Raw genomic sequence first — 17,789 nt, 5'->3', positions numbered from 1 at the left:
GTCTGATGTACCGAGATCGGGACCTTTAGGGCTGCTGCGCAGCCCAGCGGGGATAAATCCCCTCGCCACAAGGGACCTATCGTTTTCTGTTACAACACCAAATGCGGCAACCACAGCGAAATGGCAGGCACGTAGGTCACCAGCAGCAGCACCAGGAACAGCATGGCGTAGAACGGCAGCAGGGCCTTGACCGTGCTTTCGATGCTGACCTTGCCGATGGCGGAACCGACGAACAACACCGCGCCCACCGGTGGCGTGATCAGGCCGATACCCAGGTTCACCAGCATGATCATGCCGAACTGCACCGGGTCCACGCCGATGCCGACGATCACTGGCATCAGGATCGGTGTCAGGATCAGGATCAGCGGCGCCATGTCCATCACAGTGCCGAGAACCAGCAACATCACGTTGATGCACATCAGGATCACGTAGCGGTTGTCCGACAGGGTCAGGAACGCGGTGGTGATCTTCGCTGGGATTTCCATCAACGTCATGATGTAGCCGAAGCTGGCGGCGAAGCCGATCAGGATCATCACGATGGAGATGGTGCGCACCGTGCGGTGCATCAGTTTCGGCAACTCGCTCCACTTGTAGTCGCGGTAGATGCACATGGTCACGAAGAACGCCCACACCACGGCGATGGCGGCCGATTCGGTGGCGGTGAACACGCCCGAGAGAATACCGCCCAGGATGATGAACAGCGTCATCATGCCCCACATGGCTTCCTTGCAGATCTTCAGCGCTTCTTTGAGCGGAATCACTTCGCCCTTGGGGTAATTGCGCTTTTTCGCGAAAACCAGGCACAGCGCCATCAGGCAGAGGTTCATCATGATGCCGGGAACAATGCCGGCCATGAACAGCGAACCGATGGAGACGGTGCCGCCAGCGGCAAGGGAGTACAGCACCGCGTTATGGCTTGGCGGTGTCAGCAGCGCCTGTACCGAACCGCTGACAGTGACGGCCGTAGCGAACTCGCGCGGATAACCACGGCGTTCCATTTCCGGGATCAGCACCGAACCGACCGAGGCAGTGTCGGCCACCGAGGAACCGGAGATCGCGCCAAAGAAACTCGAGGCCACGAGGTTGACCAGGGACAAGCCACCGCGCACGAAACCGACCAGCACGCTGGCGAAGGCCACCAAGCGGCGGGACATGCCACCCTCAGCCATGATCGCGCCGGCCAGGACGAAGAACGGAATGGCCAACAGCGAGAATTTATTCACCCCGCCCGCGACCTGGATCATCATGGCTTGGAACGGGATATCGATCCACCACGCCCCGATCAGGGCAGCAGCGCCCAAGGCGTAGGCGACCGGCATGCCGACCAGGATCAACAACAAAAAACTGCCCAGCAGAATCAGAGCGTCCATTAAGCGGCACCTTCGTTTTCTTCAACCAGGTCGAACTGCACGACCCGACGCTGGCTTTGATCACCCAGCAAGAGTTTTTCCAGGACAAAAATCAGGGTCAGGAAGCCACCGACCGGGATCGGCATATACGTGATGCCGACGCGCAGGGTAGGAATGGCGCTCATGAATTGATTCCAGGTGGTCATGCACAGCTTGGTGCCCCAGATGGTCATGAAAATGCAAACGGCTGCCATCAACAGCTGGGAGAAAATCGATGCTGCGTTTTTCAAGTGAGGGGGTAGGCGGCTGGTGACCATGTCCACGGCCATGTGCGAGCCGGAGCGGTAACTGGCGGCGGCACCGATGAAAGTGAACACGATCATCAGCAAAATGGCGGTGGGTTCCGGCCAGCTCGAGCCTGAGCCCAGCACGTAGCGGGCGAATACCCCCCATGGAATCATCAGGGCAACTGCCAGGACGGAAAGGCCGGCGACCCAGATGCAAGTCATGTAAATCGTGTCGTTGATACGCAGCAGCAAATTCTTCATCGGGTTCCACCGTAACCGGGCGCGCCTTTTTAACCGCAGGCGCGCCCAGCCGTTTCATGAGTACAGATTGAGAGGCTTTACTGGACAGCTTCGATGCGCTTGATCAGATCGGCGTACGGAGCACCGTATTTGGCCCGGATCGGTGCGGTGGCGTCGTAGAAGGGCTTTGTGTCGACCTTGATGAACTCGACGCCGGCAGCCTTGAGTTTTTCTTCACTTTTGGCGGATTTTTCATCCCACAGTTTGCGCTCTTCAGCTTGGGCAGCCTTGGCGGCCGTTTTCACCATCTCTTGCTGCTCTGGCGTGAGCTTGTTCCAAGTGATTTTCGACATCACGATCGGCTCGGGCAGGATCAGGTGATTGGTCAAGCTGTAGAACTTGGCGTTCTGGTAGTGGTTGTGCTCAAGCATGGTCGGCGGGTTGTTTTCCGCGCCGTCAATCACGCCGGTCTGCAATGCACTGAAGATCTCGCCAGTGTCCATGGCGATACCGTTGGCACCCATGGCGTTGAAGGTTTCGATGAACATCGGATTGCCCATTACCCGAATCTTCATGCCTTTGAGGTCTTCGATCGTTCGCACCGGTTTCTTGGTGTAAAGGTTGCGCGTGCCGCCATCCATCCAGGCGAGGGCCACCAGGCCGAACTCGGAGTTGGTGATGCGGTCGAGGATCGCATCGCCGACTTCACCGTCGATCACGGCGCGCATGTGGGCCTGGTCGCGGAAGATGAACGGCATGTTGAAGACGTTCACGTCCGGCACCACAGGGCCGACGATGCCCAGGCTGACGCGAGACATCTGGATCGCGCCGGCTTGCATCTGCTCGATGACTTCTTTCTCAGAGCCCAGTACGCCACCCGGGAAGTACTTGAACTTCAGTTCGCCCTTGCTCTCTTTTTCCAGGGTTTTACCCATGGACTCTTCGGCAACCACGGTTGGGTAGCCCTTGGGGTGGATGTCGGCGATCTTGATGTCGAGGGCGTTTGCCGCCTGGGCCAGGAAGGCCAGGGGCAGGGCGGCGATCAGAAGCGTGCGTTTGAAATTCATGGTCAATCTCCAGTGTTGTTGTTTTTATGTCTATCGATGTGAAGCGGCAAAGCAGATCAGTTCGCGGAGCGTTTCCGTCCTCCGAAAGCAGGTTCGGCCAGGCCCTTGACGCCGGGGTTCAGGGCGAACACGCCGCCGGCGAGGGATTGCGGGTCGTTGTCGTCACCCGGTCGAATCGAGGTCACGAAAAGGGTGTCCAGTTGGCTACCGCCAAAGGCGCACATGGTCGGTTTTTTCACCGGCACTTCCAGTGAACGATCGAGACGCCCGTCCGGGGTGAAGCGGTGAATCAGCCCAGCGTCGTTGGCGCAGATCCAATAGCAGCCATCGGCGTCGACTGCCGCGCCATCCGGGCGGCCGGCCAGGGGCATCATGTCGACGAACAAGCGGCGGTTGGACGGGGTGCCGCTGTCGATGTCGTAGTCGAAAGCCCAGATCTGCTGGATCAGCGGGTGTGAATCGGAGAGGTACATCGTCCGGCCGTCGGGGCTGAAACCCAGGCCGTTGGGCACGATGAACCCGCTCAGTTGCGCCTCCACCGGGCTGCGTTGCCCGGCGCCATAACGGTACATCCGGCCTTCGTCGGCGTTGGCGCCCATGTTCAGCACCATGCTCCCGGCCCAGAACCGGCCCTGGCGGTCGCAACGGCCATCGTTGAGGCGCATGTCGGTGCGGCTGTGTTCGACGCTTACACAGAGTTCGCTGTCCAGGCTGCCGTCGTCATGGGGGTGCAGGCGGAAGAAGCCGCTTTCCATGCCAGCGACCCATCCGCCGTCCTGATGGCGGGCGATGCAGGCGAGCATTTCGGGCGCTTCCCAGCCTTGGACTTTTCCGCTGCTGGCATTCCAGCGTTGCAGGCCACCGTTGGGGATGTTCACCCAGTACAGCGAGTTTTCCTCGGGGACCCACACCGGGCTCTCCCCGACGGCATTGCGTGCGTCGACAATCAATTCGGCTTGCATGGTGATTCCTTGGTTCGTGTGTATCCCATGAACGACAGGCGAATCAGTTGTCGAACGGGCCGGCAGCCACGAAGGCGCCACCCTGGTAAACCATGGCCGGGTCATCGGCGGCCGGCATTGGCTGCGCTTCGACCTTGGCGCGGAAAATTTCCGACGTGTCCTTGGGCTGGTAGCCCAGGTGTGCGGCGTGACTGTTGTCCCACCAGACGTCGCGGTTGGCGGACACGCCATAGACGATGGAGTGGTCGACTTTTGGGGTGTAGAGCGAGCATTCGATCAGTTGGGTGAGGTCGTCGAAACTCAGCCAAGTGCTCATCATCCGGCGGTTCTGCGGTTCCGGGAACGACGAGCCGATGCGGATGCTCACGGTCTCGATGCCGTAGCGATCGAAGTAGAAATTGGCGACGTCTTCACCGTAGGACTTGGACAGGCCGTAGTAGCCATCCGGGCGGCGAGGGCAGAGGGCGTCGAGGGTTTCGTCTTGCTTGTAGAAGCCAATGACGTGGTTGGAACTGGCGAAGATCACGCGTTTGACACCGTGCTTGCGCGCAGCTTCATAAATGTGGAACACGCCGCTGATGTTGGCGCCGAGGATCTCCTCGAACGGACGCTCCACCGAGACACCACCGAAATGCAGGATGGCATCGACGCCTTCCACCAACTGGTGCACGGCCTGTTTATCCGACAGGTCGCATGGCACCACTTCCTCGCTTTCGTCGATGGCCGGGGCCATGTTGGCGATGTCCGACAGGCGAATGTGACGGGCATAAGGCTTGAGGCGTTCGCGCAAGACTTTGCCAAGGCCGCCAGCGGCGCCGGTCAATAGCAGGCGATTGAAGGGGTGGCGAATCTGTGTCGTGGTCATGGCATTACCTGAGCAAACAGTGAGAGGTACAGTTGTTATAAGTTGTCGTACGACCGAGAGGGAATATCCTTATCCTTCCGCTACCTTGTCAACGTTTGATCGACGAACCGCTCTGGATCGGCGTCCTTGCCGCAGACTGCCATGGGATGCGCCCATGGCAATATCCCGTGTTACAGCAGCGAGATCGGGTAGTTGAAGATGATTCGGTTTTCGTCGAATTCGTTGGTGCTGAAGTCACGACGAAGCGACGAGTTACGCCATTTCACGTTGAGGCTCTTCAGCACGCCGCTCTGCACGGTGTAGGCCAGTTCACTTTCGCGGCCCCATTCCTTGCCGTCGTCGACGGTGGCGGTGTGCACGTTGTCACCGCTGATATAGCGGTTCATCAGGGTCAGGCCCGGCACGCCGACGGCGGCGAAGTTGAAGTCGTGGCGCACTTGCCAGGATTTTTCCTTGGCGTTGTCGTAGCTGGAGTTGTAGCTGTCGTTCGCCAGGGTGCCGCCACTGGTGCCGTTGACGCGCATCCAGCCGTCATCGCCGCCGACTTTTTGCAGGCCGACATAGAAGGTGTTGCCGCCGTATTTGGCCGAGAGCATGGCGAACGCGGTTTTGTTGTCCAGGTCGCCGGCTAACGCGCTGCCGTTTTCCTTACCGGTGAAGTAGCCAAGGTTGGCGCCCAGGGTCCAGTCGCCCATGGGTTGGCTGTGGGTCAGGTTGAAATATTGCTGTTGGTAGATGTCGGACAGTTCCGCGTACCAGACGCCGACCTGGGTGCGTTTTTCGTTGAAGGCGTATTCGCCGCCACCAAAGTTGAAGCGGTCGGAGGTGAACGCGCCGCGGCCGTTCATCGACATGTCTTCCATGCTCGCGTCGTTGCGCGGGCTGTTGCCTCGGAACTGGCCGCCGTAGAGGCTCAGGCCGTTGATTTCGGTCGAGGTCACCTGGCCGCCACGGAAGGTCTGGGGCAGGGAACGACCGTCGTCGGAACGCAGGATCGGCAGCACCGGCATCCATTCGCCGACCTTCAGTTCAGTCTTCGAGACCTTGGCCTTGAGGGCCACGCCCAGGCGACCGTAATCGTCGGCCGGGCGACCGTCGTCATGAATCGGTAGCAAGGACGTGTTCGCAGTGCCACGGCCGCCGTCGAGCTTGACCGAATACATCCCCAGCACGTCCACGCCGAAACCGACCGTGCCTTGGGTGAAACCGGACTTGGCGTCGAGGATGAAGCTTTGGGTCCACTCTTCAGCCTTGCCTTGGGCATTGTTCGGGTTGGTGAAGTTGCGGTTGATGTAGAAGTTGCGCAGGTTCAACGTGGCCTTGGCGTCATCGACGAAGCCTTCGGCGCTGGCGGTCATGGGCAGAAACGCGGCAAGGCTGCTGCAACCGAGCAGGACCAGGGCGGGGCTGGTGTTGAGAAGGGTACGGCGGTTTGGGCGGAGGTTGGGCGAAAAACGGACACGTGTGCTCACTATGGCGCTCCCTACTGTTTTTTGTTGTTTTTGTTTGTCATACGTCGTCGTACAACATGGACGGGATTATTTGGAAGCGGCTGCTCGTTGTCAACTGGCCATTATCGGAATTATCCAACTGGGGTGTGCTTCAAAATGAGGCAGTGCAATGGCTGTCGCTGGCGCAGGCCAGGATCGAAAGCGGTGGCACCGGGTGGATACGGGATTTGAGAATAGCGGTGAGGGCGCTTGGTTGTGCGATGACCGGTCTAAGACATTAGTCGAATGTAGGCGACCGGAAGGCTGAAGCGGGCTCTTTGTGGCGAGGGGATTTATCCCCGCTGGGCTGCGAAGCAGCCCCAATGACTGTCGCTGCGGTGTGTCAGTTGATTACAACCAGCGTTCTTAGGGCTGCTTCGCAGCCCAACGGGGATAAATCCCCTCGCCACAAGGGTTGGGTTGTCCACCTGTTTCCAATCCAGACAGGCCTGTGTTTATCCAGATGTAGGATGGTTCGGGATTGGGCTACGTTGTCTTGCGCCGTTGCCTACAACTGCGCCAGAATCCGCCGGCTTGTGCGCCTTGGGCCAGGGTTTTATCGTTTCCGGGTCGCTGATTGAATCAGCGATCGGGTTTGGTAGCCCGGCTTTTGACTTGTCGCATAGCCCTCGTCATACAGTCCATTTCGGAACTGTTTTATGGCGGTCATGCGCAGGGCGTCTTCGGACGCGCCGGTTCTCCAAGTCACCGGTCTACCAACCCGCGTATGGCCGCCACCCTTCGTTTGGTAGCGAGAGTGATGGCTCCATTTTTCGATTTGGAGATTCATCTATGTTCAAAGTAACCCCCAACCCACCGGATACAGATCCATCCAACTCAAAAGCGTTCGACGAAGCCGCCGACCGCATCCTCGACGCCTACCTCAAGCCCAAACCCAAACCCAGCAACCCCGAAGCCGATCCCGGCCAACTGTTCACCGTCGTCAAAGGCGTCGACACCGAAACCCTGCTGGCCAACCTCAGCGAAAACCTGGCCTCAGCCAGTGCCATGGTCAACGACCTGGCGTTCGATCTGGAAGGCTCGAGGCGCCACATTGCCCTGGGTATCCAGCAACTGATCGAACTGAGCGCAATGCTGGCGAACCGCGCGCTGGATAACGTCGAACCCCGCCAGTCGACATAACGCAAAACCCGCTTTTGTGGCGAGGGAGCTTGCTCCCGCTGGGCTGCGCCTGTAGGAGCTGTCGAGTGCAACGAGGCTGCGATCTTTCACCAGACACTTGAATCTCAAACGAGAGATCAAGATCAAAAGATCGCAGGCTTCGCCAGCTCCTACAGAACCGAGCGGGAGCAAGCTCCCTCGCCACAAAAGCTTTCCCACAAGCGGCATCGGTGTTTTCAGTGGTGGGTGAATGCTAGTCTTGACCAACGCTGTTGCCAGGGAGCCCTCATGGGCAATCACAAGATCGAGATTCGTCGCAGTAACGTCGAGAAAATCCTGTTGGCCGCCGAGAAGGTCTTCGCCGAGAAAGGTTTCGGCAGCACCGCCATGGCCGACATCGCCGCCGAAGTGCAGTTGCCGCGCTCCAACTTGCATTACTACTTCAGCACCAAGAGCGAGCTGTACAGCGCCGTGCTGTTCGACCTGCTGGAAGTCTGGAAACAGGACGCCTTGTGCTTCGAGATGTTCGACGACCCGCGGGTGGTGCTCAGCAGTTACATTCGCGCCAAGATGAATCACTCCCGCAGCCGGCCCTACGGCTCTAAAGTCTGGGCCAACGAAATCATCCACGGTGCCCCGACCCTGGGCGAGGCGCTGGACGCCAGCCTCTATGACTGGGCCAAGATGAAGGAAGCGAAAATCCGCCAATGGGTGGAGGACAAACGCATCCTGCCGGTGGAGCCTTCAAGCCTGCTCTACATGATCTGGGCCTCGACCCAGCACTACGCCGACTTCGACCACCAGATCAATATTCTCAATGACCATCAAGCGCTGTCGGACATGCAGTTCGAGCGGGCGGTGCAGACGGTGACCAGTGTGATATTGCGGGGGATTGGGTTGGAGCCTTGAGGCTTTTTGCTTGGGGTTGATGGCCTCATCGCGAGCAAGCTCGCTCCCACAGGGATCGGTGATGAACACAAAATTCGTATTCACCACAAACCCAATGTGGGAGCGAGCTTGCTCGCGATGGCGCCAGTCCAGGCACCGCAGTCCTCAAGCCGTTACATGGTAGGGATTCCTCGGATCATGATTCCAATCCAAAAACGGCTTGCCGGTGTCCACCGTCACCATCTCGATGCAGTCCTGCACCGGGCAGGTGATCTGGCACAGGTTGCAACCCACGCATTCTTCATCGATCACCTCATACACATGGGTGCCGTCCGCCTGCTTGAGGCTGGCGATGGCCTGGTGTGAGGTGTCTTCGCAGGCGATGTGGCAGCGCCCGCAGCCGATGCAGGCCTCCTGGTCGATCTTGGCGATAACCTGGTAATTAATGTCCAGGTACTTCCAGTCGGTAGTGTTGCCCACCGCGCGACCGGAGAATGCCTGCAGGTTGGCGTGGCCCTGGCTGTCCATCCAACGTGACAGGCCGTCCTTCATCTCTTCGACGATGCGAAACCCATGCAGCATCGCCGCCGTGCAGACCTGCACCGCGCCGCTGCCCAGGGCGATGAATTCGGCGGCGTCGCGCCAGCTGCCGATACCGCCGATACCACAGATGGGCAAACCCTGGGTCTGCGGGTCGCGGGCGATTTCGGCGACCATGTTCAACGCGATCGGCTTGACCGCCGAACCACAATAACCGCCATGGGTACTCTGGCTGCCGACGCTGGGCAGGGCGACCATGCGGTCCAGGTCGACGCTGGTGATGGAGTTGATGGTGTTGATCAACGACACCGCATCCGCACCGCCGCGATGGGCCGCGCGGGCGGCGACGCGGATGTCGGTGATGTTCGGCGTGAGTTTGACGATCACCGGCAGCGAGCAATAGGTCTTGCACCAGCGGGTCACTTGCTCGACATACTCCGGCACCTGGCCAACCGCCGCGCCCATGCCCCGTTCCGGCATGCCGTGGGGACAACCGAAGTTCAACTCGATGCCGTCGGCGCCGGTGGCTTCCACCAGGGGCAGGATGTTCTTCCAGGATTCTTCGACGCAGGGCACCATCAACGACACGATCAGCGCCCGGTCCGGCCAGTCCTTTTTCACCTGGGTGATTTCCCGCAAGTTGATCTCCAGGGAACGGTCGGTGATCAGCTCGATGTTGTTGATGCCCAGCACTTCGCGATTGGCGCCGTAGTGGGCCGAATACCGCGACGACACATTTACTGCCGCCGGGTCCTCACCGAGGGTTTTCCAGACCACGCCACCCCAACCGGCCTCGAAGGCGCGGACGACGTTATAGGCCTTGTCGGTGGGCGGCGCGGAGGCCAGCCAGAACGGGTTGGGGGCTTTGATGCCAGCGAAGACAATCGATAGATCGGCCATTTACGCAGCCTCCACGTTGAGCATCAGTTGAGCGTTGATCGCCTCGGCGGCGAGCTTCCCGTGCTGCACGGCCTGCACGGTGAGGTCTTGGTCGAGGCTGGTGCAATCGCCGCCGGCGTAGACCCCGGGGACGCTGGTGCGCAGGTGTTCGTCCACCAGGATTCGTCCGTCCTGGCGCTTGAGTTCCCGGGCCAGCGGGTCCACCAGTGCGTTGTCATCGAAGGCTTGGCCGATGGCTTTGAAAATGGCGTCGGCGGGCAGATCGAAGGTTTCGGCGTCGATGACCAGTCGGCCGTTTTCCATATGGGTACGGGAAAAGCGCATGCCGCGCACGTTTCCGGCGTCATCGAGCAACACTTGTTGCGGTTGGGCCCAGGTCAGCAGGCGCACCTGGTTGGCCTTGGCGATGTCTTGCTCATGCAAGGTCGCGCCCATGTCTTCCAGGCCGCGCCGGTAGACCAGGTTGACGTCCCGTGCGCCAAGGCGAGCCATTTGCACGGCCATGTCGATGGCGGTGTTGCCGGCACCGAGGACGATGCAACGATCCGCCAGCGGCAATTGGCTGAGGTCGTCGGCCTGGCGCAGTTCGCGGATGTACTCGGTGGCAGCCAGCAGCCCTGGTGCCTGTTCGTCGCTCAGGCCCAGTTGTTTGCTGGCGGCCAAGCCGAGGCCGAGGAACACCGCGTCGAATTGCTGATGCAAGTCGCTCAGGCTCAGGTTTTCGCCGAGTTTCTGTCCATGGCGGATTTCGATGCCATCGATCTCCAGCAGGAAATCCAGCTCCCGTTGGGCGTAATCGTCCACCAGTTTGTATTTGGCGATCCCGTATTCATTGAGGCCGCCGGCCTTGTCCCGGGCTTCGAAAATCACCACGTCATGGCCGTGCATGGCGCTGCGATGGGCGCATGACAACCCCGCGGGCCCGGCCCCGACCACGGCGATGCGCTTGCCAGTGGCCGCGGCCCGTTGGAACGGGTGCGCACTGAAGTGGGCGTTGTCCACCGCGTAGCGTTGCAGCGAGCCGATCAACACCGGTGCGCATTCATGGACGTTGTTGCGCACGCAGGCTTGCTGGCACAGCACCTCCGTAGGGCAGACCCGGGCGCAACTGCCGCCGAGGATATTGGCCGAGAGAATCGTCTGCGCCGCGCCTTGGACGTTGTCCTGATGGATGTTGCGAATGAATGAAGGAATATCGATCTCGCTCGGACAGGCGTTCACGCAGGGGGCGTCGTAGCAATACAGGCAGCGGGACGCTTCCAGGTGGGCCTGGCGCGCATTGAGTGGCGGCGCCAGGTCGCTGAAGCGGGCGGCGAGGGTGGCCGGGTCTTCCTGGGAATGGGGGAGATGACTCAAGGGCTGGATCATGGAATGGGCCTCACGGTGTTTGAGGTGCTGCCTCTGGTGGGCAGTGGTTTTTTCGGTGTCTGGACTGACGCCTTCGCGAGCAGGCTCGCTCCCACACTGGATCTTGGGTGGGCGCGAAATGGGTGTGCACTGCGGATCCTGTGGGAGCGAGCCTGCTCGCGAAGGCCGAAGGCCTCGATTTCAGCGTTTCACGGCACTTGGCTTATTCAACTCCGCCCGCTTGCTCAGCAAATCGAACACCGCCGGATACGCCGGCCGTTCGATGTAGCGCCCCGCGCCGCGTTCGGCCCGCAGGTCGCCGTCGGCCCACACCAGCCGACCCTGGCTGATGGTGTGGCTGGGTACGCCGCGTACGGTCTTGCCTTCGAAGATGTTGAAATCCACTTGCTGGTGGTGGGTCTTGGCGGAAATCGTGCGACTGCCCTGGGGATCCCAGAGCACCAGGTCCGCATCGGCGCCGACACGGATCGCCCCCTTGCGTGGGTAGAGGTTGAAGATCTTCGCGGTGTTGGTGGAGGTCAGGGCGACGAAGTCCTGCATCGACAATTTGCCGCTGTTGACCCCCTCGTCCCAAAGCACCGCCATGCGGTCTTCGATCCCGGCGGTGCCGTTGGGAATCTTGCTGAAGTCATCACGCCCGGCGGCTTTTTGTTCGGCACAGAAACAGCAGTGGTCGGTGGCGGTGGTGTGCAGGTTGCCGGACTGCAAGCCGTGCCAGAGCGCCTCTTGATGCCCGCGCGGGCGGAAGGGCGGGCTCATCACGTAGCCGGCGGCGGTCTGCCAGTCCGGGTCGCGATAGACGCTGTCGTCCAGCAGCAGGTGCCCGGCGAGGACTTCACCGTAGACCGGTTGGCCCTTGCTGCGGGCGTAAGTGATTTCGTCCAGTGCTTCCTTGGTGGACACATGCACCAGGTACAGCGGCGTGCCCAGGGTTTCGGCGATGCGGATGGCGCGGCTCGCGGCTTCGCCTTCCACTTGCGACGGCCGCGACAGCGGATGGGCTTCGGGCCCGGTGATGCCCTGGGCCAGCAACTTGCGTTGCAGGTGATAGACCAGTTCGCCGTTCTCGGCGTGCACGGTGGGCACCGCGCCCAGTTCCAGGCAGCGCTCGAAGCTTGCGACCAGGGTGTCGTCGGCGGCCATGATCGCATTCTTGTAGGCCATGAAATGCTTGAAGCTGTTCACCCCGTGATGGCTGACCAGCTCGGCCATTTCCTCGCGGACCTGCTCGCTCCACCAAGTGATCGCCACATGGAAGCCGTAGTCGCTGGCGCTTTTTTCGGCCCAACCGCGCCATTGATGAAAAGCTTCCATCAGTGACTGCTGGGGGTTGGGAATCACGAAGTCGATGATCGACGTGGTGCCCCCGGCGAGGCCCGCCGCCGTGCCGCTGAAGAAGTCTTCACTGGCGACCGTGCCCATGAACGGCAACTGCATATGGGTATGGGGATCGATGCCGCCGGGCATCAGGTATTGACCGCTGCCATCGAGCACTTCGGCAGCGGCCGGAACATCCAGGTTTTGACCAATGGCCTGGATCACGCCGTCGGCGCAAAACACATCGGCGCGATAACTTTCATCATGGGTAATAACGGTGGCGCCACGGATCAACAGAGACATTCCGAGTTCCTCGCAGGCATGACCGACTGTTGCCGGTTCTTTATGTTTTATCCATCACGGTAGGTCAAGTCGTGCCTGTTTACATTCTTGTCACGACTGTCAGGATTAGACGCTAGCTGGAGTTATTGAAATGAGCAAGATTATTTTTATAAGCTTATTCGTTCATTAACTTATTGAAAATTAACGGTTAATTCATAAGTTCACCAAAATGGTGAGCCTGCTCACCATTTTGACGCACTTGACAGGATCGTTATTTGAGCGAGATTTGTCATGGTAAATCAGCGGCTTGAAAGCGCTGGAAGTGCGGTCCAGACACCTCGCGTTGATTCGGGGTGCACCACTTTGAATCTCCCACTCGACAGGGCGTGAAGGTCATCTAGCCTCAAGGTTGGTAAGTCGGGAGTAAAACAAGGCAATAACGTGGCTTTAAAGCGTTAAATATCAAAAGGTTGAAAGGATTATATCGATCGTCCGGTCAGCTCGGCGCGTTATCCGGCACGGTTATTGAGTGCCGTCGTGGCCTGGCGGGGTGGTGGATAGCACGCGTGCAAGTACTCCGGCCATCGCCAGTCGATGAGCAAAAATAATGAAAACAGTGGAGCGGACATGACCAGATCAACAGTGACCGAGCGCGACGGGTTATTCGAGCTTGAAGCCGGCAGCGACGTCCTCGACAGCCCCCGTTATAACCACGACATCGCGCCGACCAAGGTGCACGAGCGAACCTGGAACAAATGGCACATCACCGCACTGTGGGTGGGCATGGCGATCTGCGTGCCGACCTACACCCTCGGCGGCGTGCTCACCGCCTATTTCGGCTTGACGGTGGGCGAGGCGCTGCTGGCGATCCTGTTCGCCAACATCATTGTGCTGATCCCCCTGACTCTGAACGCCTTCGCCGGGACCAAGTACGGCATTCCGTTTCCGGTGCTGTTGCGCTCGTCCTTCGGCGTGATTGGCTCCAACGTGCCGTGCCTGATCCGCGCCTTGGTGGCGTGCGGTTGGTTCGGCATCCAGACGATGTTCGGCGGGTTGGCGATCCACTTGTTTCTCGGATCGGTGTTCGAAGGCTGGAAAAGTCTGGGCGGGACCGGCGAAGTGATCGGCTTCATGGTGTTCTGGGTCATCAACCTGTGGGTGGTGTTGCGCGGGGCCGAGTCGATCAAGTGGCTGGAAACGCTGTCTGCACCGCTGCTGGTACTGGTGGGGGCGGGGCTGTTGGTGTGGGCGTTGCCCAATGTCTCGTTGACCGAACTGATGGCGGTCCCGGCCAAGCGGCCTGAAGGCGCCGAGGTGACGAGCTATTTTCTTGCCGGGCTGACGGCCATGGTCGGTTTCTGGGCGACCCTGTCGCTGAACATTCCGGACTTCAGCCGTTACGCCAAGAGCCAGAAAGACCAGATCGTCGGGCAGATTATCGGCTTGCCGTTGACCATGTTCCTGTTCGCCTCCCTCGGCGTGGTCATGACTGCCGCCTCGGAAAAACTGGTGGGGGTGACCGTCTCCGACCCGGTGACCTTGATCGGGCACATCCAGAGCCCGGTGTGGGTGGCGTTGGCCATGGTGCTGATCATCGTCGCCACGCTGTCGACCAACACCGCCGCCAATATCGTCTCGCCCACCAACGACTTCCAGAACCTGGCGCCGAAACTGATCGGCCGCACCAAGGCGGTGATGCTCACTGGATTGGTGGGGCTGGCACTGATGGCCCATGAGCTGCTGAAGAAGCTCGGCCTGATCGTCTCCGAGGTCAGCCTCGAGTCGGTCTATTCCAATTGGTTGCTGGGCTATTCGAGCCTGCTGGGACCGATTGCCGGGATCATGGTGGTGGATTATTTCCTGATCAAGAAACAGCAACTGGACCTGGCCGGGTTGTACCGCGACGACATTTACCCGGCCTGGAACTGGAACGGCTTCATCGCCTTTGGCGTGCCAGTGGTGTTGACGCTGCTGTCCCTGGGCAGCGACGCGTTCAGTTGGTTCTACAGCTATGGCTGGTTCACCGGCTCGGCGCTGGGTGGGGTGATTTATTACGGGTTGTGCAGTATGCGAGCGAGCCCGTCCGTCGCTAAAACAGCGGTGTGAAGGAGGGCTCATCGCGAGCAGGCTCGCTCCCACAGGGGATGTGCTGTGCATACAGATATGCATCCGCCCAAATCCAATGTGGGAGCGAGCCTGCTCGCGATAGCGGCCTCAAGTACACCAAAAAAATGCCTGAAAAAATGGAGATCCCCATGAACGCAGCCATCGACATCCTGCAATCCACCCATCAGCACATCAACCGCGACCGCCTGTGGCAATCGCTCATGGACTTGGCCCAGCTCGGCGCCACGGCCAAGGGCGGTGTGTGCCGGCTGGCCCTGACCGACCTCGACCGCCAGGCCCGTGACCTGTTCGTGCAATGGACCCAGGCGGCGGGCTGCACCGTCAGCATCGATGCGGTGGGCAATATCTTCGCCCGTCGCCCGGGGCGCAATCCGAACCTGCCACCGGTGATGACCGGCAGCCACATCGACACCCAACCCACCGGCGGCAAGTTCGATGGCTGTTTTGGCGTGCTGTCCGGGCTGGAAGTGCTGCGCACCCTCAATGACCTGAGCATTGAAACCGAAGCACCGCTGGAAGTGGTGGTCTGGACCAACGAAGAAGGCTCGCGCTTCGCCCCGTGCATGATGGGCTCCGGCGTGTTCGCCGAGAAATTCACCCTCGAAGAAACCCTCGCCAAGACCGACGCCGAAGGCATCAGCGTCGGCCAGGCGCTCAATGCCATCGGCTACGCCGGCCCGCGCAAGGTCAGCGGGCATCCGGTGGGGGCCTATTTCGAGGCGCACATCGAGCAGGGGCCGATCCTCGAGGATGAGGGCACGACCATCGGCGTGGTGATGGGTGCCCTGGGGCAGAAGTGGTTCGACCTGACCTTACGCGGCGTCGAGGCCCACGCCGGCCCGACCCCTATGCACCTGCGCAAGGATGCCCTGGTGGGCGCCTCAATCATCGTCGGCGCCGTCAACCGCGCCGCCCTCGGCCATCAACCCCATGCCTGTGGCACGGTCGGTTGCCTGCAGGCCTATCCGGGGTCGCGCAACGTCATTCCCGGCGAAGTGCGCATGACCTTGGATTTCCGTCACCTGGAACCGGCGCGCCTGGATTCGATGATCGCCGAGGTCAAGCAAGTGATCGAAGACACCTGCCGGCAACACGGCCTGACCTTTGATTTGAAACCCACCGCCGACTTCCCACCGTTGTATTTCGACAAGGGCTGCGTCGACGCCGTACGCGGCGCTGCCCAAGGGCTGGGGCTGTCCCACCTGGACATCGTCAGCGGTGCCGGCCACGACGCGATCTTCCTCGCCGAACTGGGCCCGGCCGGGATGATCTTCGTGCCCTGCGAAGGCGGCATCAGCCACAACGAAATCGAAAACGCCGCCCCGGACGACCTCGCCGCCGGTTGCGCGGTGCTGTTGCGAGCGATGCTGGCCGCCTCCCAGGCGATTGCCGAGGGCCGCATGGCGGCTTGAAGGGGCCGATGCACTATTGCAAAGCCATGTGGTCGTAACTTTCAGCGCATCCATGCTTGAAACCTACTGACCACATGGAGACCCAATGAATCAGCAAGTCCCGACCACCGATACCAACCGTCGTCAATTGCTGCAGATCATTGCCGGACTGTCCGACGGGGTGATGTTGATCGAGGTCGACCAGACCATTGCCTGGGCCAACGCCGCAGCGTTGGCCATGCACGGGGTCACCGACCTCGATGAGCTGGGCACCACGGCCCGGCAATACGCCCGGCGTTTTCAATTGCGTTATCGCAACAACCATCCGCTGAACGAAGACAATTACCCCATCGCCCGGGTGGCCCGTGGCGACGAGTTCAGCGATGTGCTGGTGGAGGTGACGCCCAAGGCCGATCCGGATCGCACCTGGGTGCATCGGATTCGCAGCATGGTTCTGGCCGATCGCAATGGTGAGCCGGAACTGCTGGTGCTGATCCTCAGCGATGCCACCGAATGGGCCAGCGCCGAGCAGCGTTTCGAAAAGACCTTCGGGGCCAATCCGGCGCCGGCGGTGATCTGTCGTCTCAGCGACCTGCGCTACATCAAGGTCAACCCAGGGTTCCTGGAGATGACCGGCTACAGCCGCGACCAGGTGATCGGGCGTTCGGTGTACGAACTGGATGTGCTCGAAGCCGCCGAGAAACGTGACTTGGCCATCGAACGCCTGGGGCAGGGCGCGACCATTCCGCAAATGCAGGCTGAGTTGAAATTGCCCGATGGCACCAGCAAGCAGGTGATCGTCGCCGGCCAGCCGCTGGACCTGCATGACGAAGACTGCATGCTGTTTTCCTTCATGGACATGGAGCCGCGCCGTAAGGCAGAAACGGCGTTGCGCCAGAGCGAGGAGCGCTTTGCCAAGTCGTTCCGCCTGTCCCCCGTGCCCACGTTGGTGTGCAGCGCCGAACAGCAGTTGCTGGAGATCAACGAAGCGTTCCTCCAGACCACCGGCTACGCCAGTGAAGAGCTGTTGGGTAAAACCGTGGAGGAAATCGGCTTCCTCGACAAGGCCGCCAGCCTCGCGCTGTTTGCCGGGCTGGAGAAGGCCGCCGCTGCTTCAAGTATCGACGTCAAGGTGCACAAGAAAGGCGGCGAACTCATCGACTGCGAGGTCGCTGCCGACACGGTGCTCATCGAGGACAAGCCCTGCTATCTGCTGGTGCTGATGAACATCACCGAACGCAAACGCTCGGAGTTGGAGCTGGTGGCGGCGATCGAGGAGGTGATGAAGGACGCGTCCTGGTTCAGTCGGACCCTGATTGAAAAACTGGCCAACGTGAAGAGCATCAATGCCCAGGTGCCCAGCGCATCCTTCACCGAGCTGACGGCCCGGGAGCGCGATGTGCTGGGGCTCATTTGTGAGGGGCTGGCCGACAAGGAAATCGCCGCACGCTTGAAGCTAGCGCCTAATACGGTGCGAAATCATGTGGCTACACTGTATTCGAAACTGGATGTCCATAGCCGCAGCGAGGCGATTGTCTGGGCTCGAGAGCGGGGTTTGTTCGCCAACGAATGGCGAATGAAGGCACCGTGATAG

At 60.4% G+C, this 17,789-nt stretch carries 14 protein-coding genes; 5 read left to right on the top strand and 9 right to left on the bottom strand.

The features are described 5' to 3' along the window. Positions 1-89: 89 nt before the first annotated feature. From J3361_RS25595 to J3361_RS25570, 6 genes are all read right to left on the bottom strand, one after another. Positions 90-1,370 carry a TRAP transporter large permease gene (locus J3361_RS25595; protein WP_207966889.1) on the bottom strand — a complete coding sequence of 427 codons (1,281 nt, stop codon included), beginning with the start codon at positions 1,368-1,370 and terminating at the stop codon, positions 90-92. Then, a complete protein-coding gene (locus J3361_RS25590) occupies positions 1,370-1,897 on the bottom strand; it encodes a TRAP transporter small permease (protein WP_207966888.1) in 528 nt (175 codons plus the stop codon). Before J3361_RS25590 ends, J3361_RS25595 begins: the two co-directional genes overlap by 1 nt. A 77-nt stretch (positions 1,898-1,974) precedes the next feature. Continuing rightward, positions 1,975-2,943, bottom strand: a complete 969-nt coding sequence (locus J3361_RS25585; protein ID WP_207966887.1) for a TRAP transporter substrate-binding protein — start codon at positions 2,941-2,943, stop codon at positions 1,975-1,977. 56 nt (positions 2,944-2,999) lie between these two features. Beyond that, entirely contained in the window at positions 3,000-3,905 is a 906-nt protein-coding gene (locus J3361_RS25580; protein WP_207966886.1) for an SMP-30/gluconolactonase/LRE family protein, read from the bottom strand. Between the two features lie 43 nt (positions 3,906-3,948). After that, positions 3,949-4,770, bottom strand: coding sequence for an NAD(P)-dependent oxidoreductase (locus J3361_RS25575; protein WP_207966885.1), 822 nt, complete (start codon positions 4,768-4,770; stop codon positions 3,949-3,951). Between the two features lie 170 nt (positions 4,771-4,940). After that, positions 4,941-6,242: an OprD family porin gene (locus tag J3361_RS25570; protein ID WP_207966884.1), complete on the bottom strand. Its 1,302-nt coding sequence runs from the start codon at positions 6,240-6,242 to the stop codon at positions 4,941-4,943. Between the two features lie 810 nt (positions 6,243-7,052). On the opposite strand from J3361_RS25570, the gene J3361_RS25565 reads away from it, so the two are divergent. After that, a complete protein-coding gene (locus J3361_RS25565; RefSeq protein WP_207966883.1) occupies positions 7,053-7,403 on the top strand; it encodes a DUF6124 family protein in 351 nt (116 codons plus the stop codon). Between the two features lie 267 nt (positions 7,404-7,670). Then, positions 7,671-8,291 (top strand): TetR/AcrR family transcriptional regulator, encoded by a 621-nt coding sequence (locus J3361_RS25560; protein ID WP_186706163.1) that lies wholly within the window; start codon positions 7,671-7,673, stop codon positions 8,289-8,291. A 144-nt stretch (positions 8,292-8,435) separates the two neighbouring features. On the opposite strand, the gene preA is transcribed toward J3361_RS25560, so the two are convergent. The 3 genes from preA to hydA form a co-directional block, all read right to left on the bottom strand. After that, the gene (gene preA / locus J3361_RS25555; protein ID WP_207966882.1) at positions 8,436-9,710 is read right to left on the bottom strand and encodes an NAD-dependent dihydropyrimidine dehydrogenase subunit PreA; all 1,275 of its coding nucleotides are present in this window, start codon (positions 9,708-9,710) and stop codon (positions 8,436-8,438) included. Next, positions 9,711-11,078 (bottom strand): NAD(P)-dependent oxidoreductase, encoded by a 1,368-nt coding sequence (locus J3361_RS25550; protein ID WP_207966881.1) that lies wholly within the window; start codon positions 11,076-11,078, stop codon positions 9,711-9,713. It lies immediately after the preceding gene. Between the two features lie 180 nt (positions 11,079-11,258). Then, a complete protein-coding gene (gene hydA / locus J3361_RS25545; protein ID WP_207966880.1) occupies positions 11,259-12,698 on the bottom strand; it encodes a dihydropyrimidinase in 1,440 nt (479 codons plus the stop codon). A gap of 606 nt (positions 12,699-13,304) precedes the next feature. Between hydA and J3361_RS25540 the strand changes: the two genes are divergently transcribed. The 3 genes from J3361_RS25540 (at position 13,305) to J3361_RS25530 (ending at position 17,786) form a co-directional block, all read left to right on the top strand. Further along, positions 13,305-14,783: an NCS1 family nucleobase:cation symporter-1 gene (locus J3361_RS25540; RefSeq protein WP_207966879.1), complete on the top strand. Its 1,479-nt coding sequence runs from the start codon at positions 13,305-13,307 to the stop codon at positions 14,781-14,783. Between the two features lie 149 nt (positions 14,784-14,932). Further along, positions 14,933-16,216 (top strand): Zn-dependent hydrolase, encoded by a 1,284-nt coding sequence (locus tag J3361_RS25535; protein WP_207966878.1) that lies wholly within the window; start codon positions 14,933-14,935, stop codon positions 16,214-16,216. A gap of 85 nt (positions 16,217-16,301) precedes the next feature. Beyond that, positions 16,302-17,786: a helix-turn-helix transcriptional regulator gene (locus J3361_RS25530; RefSeq protein ID WP_207966877.1), complete on the top strand. Its 1,485-nt coding sequence runs from the start codon at positions 16,302-16,304 to the stop codon at positions 17,784-17,786. Positions 17,787-17,789: the final 3 nt, after the last annotated feature.

This window comes from Pseudomonas sp. OA65 (assembly GCF_017498305.1).
Taxonomy (GTDB): domain Bacteria; phylum Pseudomonadota; class Gammaproteobacteria; order Pseudomonadales; family Pseudomonadaceae; genus Aquipseudomonas; species Aquipseudomonas zanjanensis.
Note: the sequence above shows the minus strand (reverse complement) of the source record. Positions and strands in the feature narration are given on the sequence as shown.